Annotated in this window: 12 protein-coding genes; 3 read left to right on the forward strand and 9 right to left on the reverse strand. The window is 43.5% G+C overall.

Annotated features, from left to right (window positions below; genetic code table 11):
- Window positions 1-66: 66 nt before the first annotated feature.
- The 3 genes from MHB54_RS03240 to MHB54_RS03250 are packed head-to-tail and all read right to left on the reverse strand — an operon-like array spanning window position 67 to window position 2,275.
- Window positions 67-1,290 carry an MFS transporter gene (locus MHB54_RS03240; RefSeq protein WP_076264281.1) on the reverse strand — a complete coding sequence of 408 codons (1,224 nt, stop codon included), beginning with the start codon at window positions 1,288-1,290 and terminating at the stop codon, window positions 67-69.
- Window positions 1,291-1,292: 2 nt separating this feature from the next.
- On the reverse strand, window positions 1,293-1,853 hold the full coding sequence (locus MHB54_RS03245) for a GNAT family N-acetyltransferase (protein WP_053325186.1): 561 nt from the start codon (window positions 1,851-1,853) through the stop codon (window positions 1,293-1,295).
- Window positions 1,854-1,912: 59 nt separating this feature from the next.
- Window positions 1,913-2,275, reverse strand: a complete 363-nt coding sequence (locus tag MHB54_RS03250) for a DUF2500 domain-containing protein (RefSeq protein WP_023988085.1) — start codon at window positions 2,273-2,275, stop codon at window positions 1,913-1,915.
- Window positions 2,276-2,682: 407 nt separating this feature from the next.
- On the opposite strand from MHB54_RS03250, the gene nrdI reads away from it, so the two are divergent.
- From nrdI to nrdF, 3 genes are all read left to right on the forward strand, one after another.
- Window positions 2,683-3,042 carry a class Ib ribonucleoside-diphosphate reductase assembly flavoprotein NrdI gene (gene nrdI / locus MHB54_RS03255; RefSeq protein WP_053325185.1) on the forward strand — a complete coding sequence of 120 codons (360 nt, stop codon included), beginning with the start codon at window positions 2,683-2,685 and terminating at the stop codon, window positions 3,040-3,042.
- Entirely contained in the window at window positions 3,029-5,113 is a 2,085-nt protein-coding gene (nrdE, locus tag MHB54_RS03260) for a class 1b ribonucleoside-diphosphate reductase subunit alpha (protein ID WP_340981384.1), read from the forward strand. The genes nrdI and nrdE overlap by 14 nt, the downstream gene beginning before the upstream one ends.
- A 220-nt stretch (window positions 5,114-5,333) precedes the next feature.
- Window positions 5,334-6,299, forward strand: coding sequence for a class 1b ribonucleoside-diphosphate reductase subunit beta (nrdF, locus tag MHB54_RS03265; RefSeq protein WP_025723500.1), 966 nt, complete (start codon window positions 5,334-5,336; stop codon window positions 6,297-6,299).
- A 193-nt stretch (window positions 6,300-6,492) separates the two neighbouring features.
- Here nrdF and MHB54_RS03270 read toward each other — a convergent pair whose 3' ends face one another.
- The 6 genes from MHB54_RS03270 to MHB54_RS03295 form a co-directional block, all read right to left on the reverse strand.
- Window positions 6,493-7,746 (reverse strand): MFS transporter, encoded by a 1,254-nt coding sequence (locus MHB54_RS03270; protein WP_076294900.1) that lies wholly within the window; start codon window positions 7,744-7,746, stop codon window positions 6,493-6,495.
- Window positions 7,747-7,902: 156 nt separating this feature from the next.
- A complete protein-coding gene (locus MHB54_RS03275) occupies window positions 7,903-8,376 on the reverse strand; it encodes a MarR family transcriptional regulator (RefSeq protein WP_076294901.1) in 474 nt (157 codons plus the stop codon).
- 160 nt (window positions 8,377-8,536) lie between these two features.
- On the reverse strand, window positions 8,537-8,962 hold the full coding sequence (locus tag MHB54_RS03280; protein ID WP_053325184.1) for a VOC family protein: 426 nt from the start codon (window positions 8,960-8,962) through the stop codon (window positions 8,537-8,539).
- Between the two features lie 91 nt (window positions 8,963-9,053).
- Window positions 9,054-9,707, reverse strand: a complete 654-nt coding sequence (locus tag MHB54_RS03285) for a hypothetical protein (RefSeq protein ID WP_256704462.1) — start codon at window positions 9,705-9,707, stop codon at window positions 9,054-9,056.
- A gap of 22 nt (window positions 9,708-9,729) precedes the next feature.
- Window positions 9,730-10,269 (reverse strand): GrpB family protein, encoded by a 540-nt coding sequence (locus MHB54_RS03290; protein ID WP_076294903.1) that lies wholly within the window; start codon window positions 10,267-10,269, stop codon window positions 9,730-9,732.
- A gap of 90 nt (window positions 10,270-10,359) precedes the next feature.
- Entirely contained in the window at window positions 10,360-12,468 is a 2,109-nt protein-coding gene (locus tag MHB54_RS03295) for a class I SAM-dependent methyltransferase (protein ID WP_069080861.1), read from the reverse strand.
- Window positions 12,469-12,501 lie beyond the last annotated feature (33 nt).

Raw genomic sequence — 12,501 nt, forward strand, 5'->3', positions numbered from 1 at the left:
TCTTTTAATGAAATATTACAGGGCTGACAGACCATGCTGTTCAGCCCTTCTACATTAACTTTTACATTACATATTCTGTTTGGTTTCTTTTTCTTTCCAAGAATTACTTTTCCCTGATACACGATTGACGTAAAACAATAAAATGATTGGAATCAACGCAATCCCCCCACACATCACCCAAGATATTTGAATAGGTGTTTGATCGGAAGACAAATCCGTAAAATTACGACTGATGATCCCTGTCACGATTAAACCTATGCACATGCCTAATTGTGAAATCGCAGAATCCAGAGATAGTAGTGTAGAACGATACTCATTAGAGATTCTTTTGTTCAGAAAAATTTGTTTGGCAACCGGGTACATGCCGCGCCCAATTTCATAGATCAAAAAGGTAAGCAGCACAGGATAAAATGTGTTGAACGCACCGGCTAAAATGAGCCATATCCCAATCATGCCGCAGGCATACATAAGTATATGTACATCACTGAATCGTGCGCCTAGCTTTCGAACCAGGTAACTTCCCAAAGTCATACATAGTGAATACCCTGCCTTGATAAACCCCATAATCCAAATCCCTTGTTCAGAAAGGCCAACCAGACGTGGCTGTTGGAATGTATTCCCCGCCGAGTTCGAAAAGCTGATAAATAAGCCAATCATAAACACAATCCAGATAGACTTATTTTCAAAACCGATACGGACACTTTCTCCGATAATCGTTTTAATGCGAGTATTAGACGTCTTTCGATGTGCAACATTCTCCTCATCCATATAAAAGAAACATAGAAAAATGCATACAATAATAGATAAAATACTAGCCGCCCATGGAAGTGAATAGTTAAAAGTTGCGAGGAAGGCCCCCAACAGACCACAAATAAATCCCGAAATGTACTGTATACTGTTAGAGGTTGTAAAAAGAACTTCCATGGGCTTATCACTATTTTCCACAACCCATGATTCCAACGAACCTGATTGTAAACATATAGCCAGACCTCCAAAGACTTGCGCAAACACAAGCACCCCGATTTGATCTGTCCAAACGAACAACACACTATAGACTAGAAAACAACAAAGTCCCAAAATAACAGAAATTTTTCTTCCATACTTGTCTGCAATAGCCCCCGTGGGTATCTCAAACAGAAAAATACTTACAAAGAATACAACCAGTAAGAAGTTGGCACTCTGCAGAGAAAGTCCTTTAGCTAATAAAAAAAGGATGAGCGTAGTCCCCGTGATTTCACTCATAAAAAATTGAAGAAAGCTGACGGAGTAATATAGCTTATGAGGTTGCACTCTCAGGATTCCGTCGCTTGCTGTGCAGCCTCATATTCACTTCGCAAAATCCCCATCTGAATAATGTCATAGTATTGCCCTTCCCTGAATAGCTTTTCCCGTAGCCGACCTTCTTCCTTGAAGCCGCATGCCAAATAGCAACGGTGTGCACGTTCATTGAACGCATAGACCTCCAGCTCCAGACGATGCAGATTCAGCGTATGAAATGCAAATTTCTGTAACAGCCGGATCGCTTCCCGTCCGTAACCTTTGCCCAGGTCACCGTCACGCCCGATCACAACACCAAGGGTAGCGTGCCGATTTACCCAGTTGATTTTGAATAAATCCAGTTGTCCGATATAGTCCAGTGTGTCTTTATGCGCAATGACAAAACCTTTGATCTCGGGGTTGCCGTCAATCATCATCTGCACAAAGGATTCGCTATTCACCTGTGAATGCGGGTAGATAAACACGTCGCTTAAACCACGTGTGATTTCCGGGTCATTGACCCATTTTCGGATATCTGGTACATCTTCTTGACGGTATTCTCTCAATACTATTCGTTTTCCAATGATATGCGGCATCGTAATCTTCCCTCCAATTATGTATTTGTTTTGGCAATACTAACTCCCCGCCAACACCTTTATGCTTCCATTACTCTTACAAACTCCAGAAAACGTGTACCTTTATAATGAAGCTCCCCACGATCCCCGATCACAATCATACCAAAGTCCGTATCCTTCACCTCCAGCTCCATACGCTCACCCCCGTCAAACTCAAAGGTGATATAATAATATGTCGAAGCTGAAAAATCGCCTGATCCCCCACGCACTCTCGTCCGTTTATCCACAACCTTACATGAACGTTGTATCCGTTCGGCTGCTTGATTGGACAGGCCCGCTCCTATCGTTTTGACAATTCCCATAATCATTACAATAGCAATGAGTCCAAATACGATAAAAAAGATCATATTAAACGATTGAAATTCCATAAAATCATTTCCCATCTGCTTCATCCTTTCTACAGTAAAATGTAAATTTTCCATTCTATTGCCCATTGACAAATCGTACATCTTCACCCTCAAAAACTCCAATACTTTTTTAACATACTTACGAAAAAAAAGTTCTTTCGCTCTTTTCCGCACCCCGCTTGGACTTATACCCGATCTGGGTCCGCTGATCCCCTCTAGACCGATTGACAAAACTATATATAGATATAAAATAGAGAATGTACTCTAAATATAGTGTAAAAAACGTATTTATGCCCGATATCTTGAAGATACAGGTATGAAAATACATGTAAATATAGAGTCAAAAATTTTAAATGGCACAGCCAGCAAGGGATTCCAGCTATGATGGATCTCAGGCAATGCCGTTTTCTTTTTTCGTTAATTGTTTAAGGAGGTTGCATACCATGCTGATTGCATATGATTCCAAGACCGGCAATGTAAAAAGATTTATAAACAAGCTCAAGCTTCCAGCGGTTCAGATCGAGGAGCAAATGACTATAGAAGAACCTTACGTACTTATTACATATACAACCGGGTTTGGGCAGATACCTGAGAGGGTATCTTCCTTTTTGAAAAAAAATGCACAAAACCTTGTTGGTGTAGCTGCAAGCGGCAACCGTAACTGGGGTGAGAAATTTGCCAAAAGTGCGGATTTGATTTCCGACCACTATAATGTCCCCGTAATTAGTAAATTTGAATTATCTGGAACGTTCGGAGATGTAGAGCGTTTTAAACAGGAGGTGAGCCGAGTTGCGGCATATTGAATTGAACAACATGTTGATGAAACGCGATACAGACGGCTTTTTCCAATTGGAAAAGGACCAAGAGGCTGTAGCGGAATTTATGAAGGAAGTTCAGGAACGGAGTTTGAAGTTTGCTGACACAACCGCTCAAGTGCTGTATATGATTGAGAATGATTATTACGAAAATTTCTATAACAGCTACACGGCTGACGAAATTAATGATATTTTCCATATCACTCATAGCTATAATTTTAAATTTCCTTCCTATATGGCAGCATCCAAGTTTTATACCGACTATGCAATGAAGAGTAACGACCGTAAAGTCTATCTGGAACATTACCCTGACCGGGTTGCTGCTGTCGCGCTGCATTTAGGACGCGGTAACGCCGATACGGCACGCCTGTTGTCCCGCTCGATGATGGAGCAACGTCTCCAGCCAGCGACACCAACCTTCCTAAATGCAGGCAAAAGCCGCCGTGGGGAATTGGTTTCCTGCTTCCTGCTCGAAATGGACGACTCCCTGAACTCAATCAACTATGTGCTGAACACCTGCATGCAGTTGTCCAAAATCGGGGGCGGTGTTGCGGTCAACCTGTCGAAACTGCGGGCACGCGGTGAAGCAATTAAGGGTGTAGAAGGCGCAGCAAAAGGCATAATGCCTGTGCTGAAGCTGATGGAAGACGGCTTCTCCTACGCAGATCAAATGGGACAACGTAAAGGTTCTGGCGCAGCCTATTACAACATTTTCGGATGGGACGTGCTTGAGTTCCTGGATAGCAAAAAAATCAATGCTGACGAAAGAGTACGTCTCAAGACACTTTCTATTGGATTGCTGGTGCCAAACCGCTTTTACAAGCTGGCTCAAGATAATGAACCGCTGCATGTATTTGCTCCTTACAGTGTGTTCAAAGCCTATGGAACGCATCTGGACGACATGGATTTGGATGAAATGTACGACACGCTGCTTGCTGACGATCGGGTGAAGAAAAAAATAGCGATGAGCGCACGTGACATGCTGACGAAAATTGCCATGATTCAGTTGGAGTCTGGTTATCCATATATCATGAACAAAAGTAACGCGAACCAGGCACATGCTCTTAAAAACGTGGGTCAAGTCAAGATGTCGAACCTATGCACGGAAATCTTCCAGTTGCAGGAAACTTCCGAAATTACAGATTACGGACAACAGGATACTATCCGCCGGGACGTGAGCTGTAATCTGGCTTCTCTGAACATTGTAAATGTGATGGAACATGGTAAAATTCGCGAATCCGTTCATGAGGGTATGATCGCGCTCACCTCAGTCAGCGATATGACCCAAGTAGCTAATGCACCAGGTGTTGCGAAAGCGAACCGTGAAATGCACTCCGTCGGTCTGGGTGTTATGAATCTGCACGGCTACTTTGCCAAAAACAAAATTGCGTATGAAAGCAATGAAGCAAAAGACTTTGTCCGTACCTTCTTCATGACGATGAACTATCATTCCATCGAAAAGAGTATGGAAATCGCGAAAGCAGCTGGACAAAGCTTTTATGGATTTGAGGAATCGGATTATGCGACAGGCGTATATTTTGACCGATACCTGAACACAGATTATCGTCCGACAACTGCACGTGTGCAAGAGCTGTTCAAAGGCATCTATGTTCCGACTTCAGCGGACTGGGACAAATTAAAAGCAGATGTGATGAAAAATGGCCTGTACCACGCCTATCGTATGGCAATTGCGCCGACTGCTAGCATTTCGTACATTCAAAATGCAACATCCAGCGTCATGCCGATTGTTGAGCAGATTGAAACCCGTACCTATGCCAATTCGACGACCTACTATCCAATGCCTTATTTGCAAAAGGATAACGTGTTCTTCTATAAATCCGCTTATCAAATGGATCAGTTCAAAGTGCTTGATCTGATTGCAGAAATCCAGCCGCACGTGGACCAAGGGATTTCGACCGTGCTTCATGTGAATAGTGACGTGACTACGCGTCAGTTAGCACGTTGCTATCTGTACGCCGCACACAAAGGACTTAAATCGTTATACTACACACGCACCAAAAAGCTGTCTGTGGAAGAGTGCCTCACCTGCTCCATCTAAAACATAAATGGTAACAAACTGTAGTATAAAAATTAGATTTTGAATAGATATGGATGCTTTGCATTAGAAGCTGTATCCAGCGTGTGGTTCAGACCTTTTACGGGACTGGACAAGACCCTCGCGGATACAGCTTCCGTATGTCAAGCATACGATGATTCGCCTGCACTATTTCAATATGTGTTTCCAGGGAATCTCGCAAGCTGAAGGGAGAATGCTAACAATGACAGGTATACAAGCTGTAAACTGGAATCGCTCGGACGATGATTTCACACTGATGTTCTGGAACCAGAACATTATGCAATTTTGGACGGATGATGAAATCCCGTTGTCTGACGATAAAATGTCCTGGGTAACCCTCAGTGATATCGAAAAAGAAGCCTACATGAAGGTGCTGGGCGGATTGACGCTACTGGATACCATTCAAGGCGGCGTGGGTATGCCGCAAATTATGGAGCATGTGGACGGACTGCAACGCAAAGCCGTACTAAGCTTTATGGCGATGATGGAACAAATTCATGCCAAGTCGTACAGTAGCATCTTTACAACGCTAGCTTCCACGGAAGAAATTGACGGTGTGTTCCGCTGGGTGGAAGAAAATCCACATCTCCAAACCAAGGCAGAAACCATTCGTCAGTATTATATGAATATCCACACACCCAAAGACCTGTATCTCGCGATGGCAGCATCGGTGCTGTTAGAAAGCTATTTATTTTATAGCGGCTTCTTCTACCCTCTTTATTTGGCGGGCCAGGGCAAGCTGACATGCAGTGGAGAAATTATCGATTTGATCCTGCGGGATGAAAGTATTCACGGTGTGTACGTAGGTGTACTGGCACAGGAGATTTATGCAGAATTGGCCGAGGAAGAACAACGTGATCTTTACCAGACGCTGGTAGGCTTGCTCCGCTACTTGCACAATAACGAGGAACAATACACCGAGCAAATTTACACTCCTATTGGACTCGTAGACGATGTGAAAGTCTTTTTGCGCTACAACGCCAACAAGGCCATGATGAACTTGGGCTTTGATCCACTGTTTGAAGAAGAAGAAGTTAATCCCATTGTATTCAACGGTATCAGCACCCACACTAAGCAGCATGATTTCTTTTCTAAAAAAGGAAACGGCTATGTGCGGGCGATGAATGTAGAGCCGCTGACAGATGATGATTTTAATTTTGGCGTATAAGTACAAATACGTGAAATTAATTTAGCAAGGTGATACTATGAAGAGCCGTCCGCATGCGGATGGCTCAGACTGTAAACAAAGTAGATAGTTTACATATTTCAGGATTTTGCAAAATTCGATTCCAGTCGCTCCGAAGTGCAAGATATAGACGAACTAAACCATTTCGATCTATATCTTGTTCATTGGAAGTCGCTTATGGGATTTTTGCAAAATCCTCATTTACTTGCGTTCGCTTATATAAAACTGGTATTGCCGCTGCTATAAGGATCATACCCATAAAAGCGGGTGCGGCATGACCAAGTGACACATAGATTTGACCTCCAATGATAGGCCCAATCATTCTTGCTAAAGCCTGAATAGATTGACTACCTCCTTGAATCCTTCCTTGTTCACTAGAATCGACAGACTTGGAGAGCATCCCATTGAATGAAGGCCCAAAGATCGAATCACCAAAACCAAATATAAACATTCCAGCGATAAAAAGAGGATAGAATGAGAACAAAGTAGATAGCGCAATAAGACTGTAGCCTATAATCTCCGAAACCATTCCAAGAATTGCTATCTGTTTATCATTAAGTTTTATCAAAAGCTTTGGCATGATGAAACCTTGTGAAATGAAGTCTTGGAAGCCCATAATTGAAAACATAAGTCCGATTAGTGCAGGCTTCCAACCGAAGGTATCCATTGTAAATTGTGAAAAAACGGCCTGTAAAGATCCGTTGGGTATCCAAAGTAAGAACGCCGAGACAAGTAGCCTTCTTAAGCTTTTCATGGAAAGTATGTTTGCAAGCTGTGTAAGTGGATTCAGTCTTACAAAGGTAATCTCTTTCAGTCTATTATTCTTGGCAAGGCTCTCTGGCATAAAAAAGAATCCATAAACAACATTCAATAAAGTTATGATTGCTCCAAAATACATAGGTACAGAATAACCAAACTTGGCAAGTAATCCGCCTAGAGTTGGGCCAATGACAGTGCCTACACCTACAACCGCACTCACCCATCCAAAGTATTTGGTTCTCTGTTCTGGAGGAATGATGTCTGCAAAATATGCGAAGATCGTGCTTATGCTCCCACCTGTTATCCCCTCTATTATGCGTCCCACAAATAGTACCCATAGAGCTCCTCCTATGCCAAAAACCAAGTACCCGATTGCGGAACCCAAAAGGCATACTAAGAGCAATGGACGACGGCCATATTTGTCACTCAGAGCTCCAAGTATGGGGGCCGCAAAAAACACGCAGAAGGCATAAACAGAGGTCAGCAGCGTGACAACGATAGCTTGTTGTCCCGGATTGCTTATATAAGGCTGTACTAAGAATGGGACGACAGGTGCTATGATACTGAAGCCTATTCCGCAAAGAAACACAGAGATAAGGCCGAATATTAAAGCGTGTTTATCTACAATTTGTTCTGTGTTCTGTTCATGGTGTGATCTAAATTTGAACACTTAAATTCTCCCCTTAAAAATTGTTGTTTTGCTTCCTCGGAATCAAAAATATCGTATCACAGTTTTGCTTCCTCGGCAACAAAACAGTAGCAAAAAAAATGCAGCCCGTTCTCAATAGAACCCAGCTGCCTGTGGTTTGATTTTCATTATTCAAATTTATTCCGACTTAATATCTACACCCTGTTTCTTTATTTCTGCATCCAAATGCCTACTATACTTTTCCAGGAAGCTAATCATACTGTTAAATTGCTCCTCAGTTACCTGCTCAAATACAGCTTTATCCCGCTCTTGAAACTCTTTGTGCAGTTCCTCATGGATTTTATAGATTACTTTCCCTTGCTCCGTAAGCCTAAAATAGATTTCTTTCTTGTTATCCGGCTTCTGGTAGCTTTCGATAATGCCTCTTTTTATGAGCTTCTTAGTTATTTTACTTATGGCACCGCTAGTCATATAAAGGGACTCCGCAAGTTTTGTCACGTTGGAATCTACATTTCTTTCAATGTATTCGATGCAATGTACTTCAGAAGACTTATAACCCTTAAGACTGTCTTCCATCTTATCCTTATTAAGCCAAACCATCTTGTTATATAAGTCCCTGAAACCCATTATGACCTGTTCTTCTTTGTTCATGGCCTGTCCTCCCACCCGTTGGTGCATTAACAACATAATATAATATATTTTTGTTTCTATTTCAACAATAATAAAATCATTATTTATTCTAGAAATTGAACTATACGTAAAAAAAACGGCCAGATCGCTAAAGTAGCGGAATCGAGCCGTTTTCCATTTCTTAAGACCGAGCCTCTGTGAACATTTGAAAGGTGACACCAAACTTGTCTGTTACATTCCCATAAGCGGGACTAAAATGGGTTTCCTGCAAAGGCATTCCCACCTGTCCTCCTTGCTGTAGAGCATCAAACATTTTTTGAGCTTGCTCCACACTATCGGTTGTAATACAGATACTCACCTGATTCCCGCTGCTAAACGGTGATCCGGGAAAGGTATCAGAAAACATGAGCTCTGTCTCACCCACTTTAAGGGTAGCATGTCCCACACGTTCCTTGACCTCTGCGGGAATGGGAAAATCGGGGTTTTCCGGCATTTCCCCAAAGGTTTGAATAAAAAGCAGTTGAGCATCCAATGCCTCTTCATAAAATTCGATTGCTTCTTTTGCATTTCCATCCATCGTGATGTAAGGAATCAAACGTTTGGACATCTTCAACACAGCTCCTTTAATTCGAGGTGATTACCCAGCCATTTCTCCTGTATTATATACAAAACTTGTCAAGAAAAACAAATCTGTATTCTTAGCTTTCATGCACCTGAACGCCAAGCTGCTTTAGCTCCTTTATCGCTTCCGTAACGTTACGCTGTGGATGAAGCGCAGAGATCATCTGTGCAGTGACCGGAACGCCGTTGAAAATCTGGCTTACCACCCCTAGAGAAATCGGCAACTCATAATAACTTTCAGCCCAATCCTGATATTCCTCCGGTGTAACTATAATTTTCCCCAGCAAAAAGGATGAGCCATCGTCATACGCCTCGGGAATGTTCGCATTGCCCATACGCCACTCCTTATCTTCCGCTTTCCTCCACATACAAAAGGTAACGTCCTCCTTCTCCAGGGCTTCGTCTTCCAAAAGCTCCATCATATCATCAGGCACACCGTCGTACATGCCCGGCCAGACCTCATATTCGTCTCTCGCATGAGGACTTACAGGGGATTCGTGGTCAAAACCCTTCAACAGCACACCTCCACGCGTCCATAGCATATGAATCGTATCTCCAGCGCCGTTGTTCACCTCACCCAGGCATACATCACCAGACCATTCAGATTGCATACGATACGTGCGTAACCAATCTTCTGGGGACAATATAATGTCCAGCGCTGACAGCAGCATCATTCTGTCTTTTAAACCATTCGGCGTTACCTGTGCATCAAGCATCATATTCTTCATCATTCCTCCACCTTGTCCATGCGTACTAAGAATTCATCTGTCCCTGCCTATATCTTTCAAGCTTCGCCCGCTCAATCACCTTCCGAATGAATGGTCCTTTGGCTTCGGTATACGCTGCACGGTCATATTTGAATTGGTACGCCAAATCTTTTTTTAAAGTATCATACGCTCGCAGGCTATCAGGATGCGCTTTTAAGTAATCTCTGAACAATAGATGGTTTTCCCAATGCTCACCTTTATACTTGTAAATATGCAAGTGATGAGTCCCAGCTCCCCATTCTCCACGGCGAAAGAAAGCTCTCTCTGGAAAATCAGGCTTATATACATATTCATATTGAAACCCTTGTAGACGCTCTCGATGTTCGGATTGAAGACTTGCCAACTCTTCTACTCCAACCATAATATCAATAATAGGCTTGGCTCCCAGATTAGGAACGGACGTACTTCCGATATGCTCTATGCCGACACATACATCTTTGAGAGCCTCTACAATTTTCCTTTGCTCTTGCATATACTCTTCAGCCCACTGCGGGTCATACCCGGATATTTCCACCTGCGAGGACATACATGAACACACCTCCACTAGCTTTCTAAAAAATGCCTTCCAATCGTGCTTGGCACAAATCAGAAGGCATTCTCTTGTTCAAATTAAAAATCATTCAGCAATTCCAGCCCTATTATTCGGCTTCTCAATCACGATCAGACAGGTACTGTCTGGCAAAGGAACCCGCTGGCCCTGCTCATCCATGAACTCAACACGGCTGGACAGCGCCTCGGCATAGCCCTCTTGTAAATAGTGGCGGCTCACCCGGATAATCGCTTGTGATCCAAGTGTGTTACGGATACACTCTTCATACTGTGACGGGGTAAAATAACCAAATTGCTCCTGCACTTCATGTACATAGGCTTCCGCCCCCCATGTATAGGTATATAGAAATTCCATCGCATCGTTCACTGGCAAAACAGCCTCATGCTCACCCACACGCTCTATTTCAATGTGGCGTCCCGCAAAATCTTGCGCATACCGCATCAGCCATTCCATTCCATCCGGCTCCAAGAATCGAATTCGTCTGCGCTGTTCTACTGGTTCGGTCATAATACCGTCACGAATGATGATACGCCCGCCGGGTGCAAGCACACGATAGGCACTCTGCAAAGCAGCCTCCACCGTTTGTGGATTGAACCGAATTCCATCTCGTTCGATGTAGGAATAGAGCTCGTGAAGAATCGAAGAGAAGATGACCGTGTCCATGCTCCCCGTTTCCACATATTCCTCCAACCGAAGCGCATCTCCTTTGATGACATCCCAACGATGGCGCTCCAATTGCTTTTTACGTTTAAGTGCCTCAATGACATTCACAGAAATATCAAGACCTAATGGCTTCGCATCTGGTCTTTCCTGTTCGATCAGATCTAGTAGCACGCCCCCGCCAGGTCCAATATCCAGTATGCGGGTTCCCGTCACGTAATCCAAAATGACCCTTTTGTAATCTACGGTCTGGTTCATATCTGTAAGATACGTTTCCTCATTGTGAAAGCGATCATAAGCATCACGCCGTAATCCGAACAGATCGAACAGCAGCAGGACTGCTTTGTCATACAGAGGCGTTTTTTCTGCTTCAATACAAAAATCGATTAGTTTCTCAGCCGCAGATGAAAATACAAAATTAAAAAATACAGTACTCGGCAGCTCCTCTTTATGCTCCACGATCACACTCAAATGAGGATTATGCTTCCGTTTCCCTTTTGAGATGTCCTGCCAGGACAGTGCACTTAAATATTTTTCTATCATTCGTTTTTTATATACGTTAATTTTCTTGACACCACGATAGTCATAATACATCGTATTCATAAGCGATTCGAAACTGATATGGCGAACGGTCGCAGGCTGTTCCTGCCCCGTCCCATCCCTTAATGTGAGTAAGAATACCTTTACCAGTTCTTGAAGTGAAAAATCCTGCAAAGCTGATTCTACATACCAAAGTGTCCGATTCTCCAACGGAGCCAGCGCCTTCTCTACATTCAACTCCTGCTCTAGTTCTGTGTAAGCCTGCTCGAACGGCTCTCCTTCATGAATCGAAACCGACCGTAATCTCTCCAGTCGCTCCTTTACACTCCAGACTACAGGTGCGTTATCCCATGCAATCCAGCCGATCAGCTGCTCTACTTCACTGCGTACTTGGTCCCATAATGCAGGTTCTACCCCGGCGATAATACACTCGTTCAGGGCCCGTAAAACAAGCTCCAGTTCCTCAGAGCTCAGCCAGCCCTTACGAGTAATTTCAAGCAGCAGTCGATTTTCCGCAAAAGGAATTTCTCCCCGTATATATTGCCCGATCAATCCATGCGTCTCAATCAGAATTCGGGTCATGCTATTGCGCGGGTACGCAGGGGACTCCGCTTGGGCCTGTCTGACATACAGTTGGGAGGAGCCGATATTATGTACAAATAAATTAATGCCCTCATGCTGCCAGCGTAGCCGTTCGCGGACTGTACCTCCTTTGGCTGTCTCAGACCACACCAATACATCCTCCAGTAGCTCTTTAACCCAGAATGACAATGGAAGTCCGTCCAAAATAAGCAACGTACGCTCCACGTAATCCAGTACAGGATTCGCATCCTTTAACTCACCTATAGATCGAATGCGTTCCAAATTTACAATACGCTCCTCAGCCGAAACAAGCAGCTTTAACCAAGTCGGTGTATCCCAGGCCAGATCATTTTCTTTCCTGTAATTAGCAATGGCTTTTAACGATTGCAGCATTTTTCTCACCTCGTGTGATTCGGATTCGGTATG

The organism is Paenibacillus sp. FSL M7-0802 (assembly GCF_038004945.1).
In the GTDB taxonomy this organism is placed as follows: domain Bacteria; phylum Bacillota; class Bacilli; order Paenibacillales; family Paenibacillaceae; genus Paenibacillus; species Paenibacillus polymyxa_B.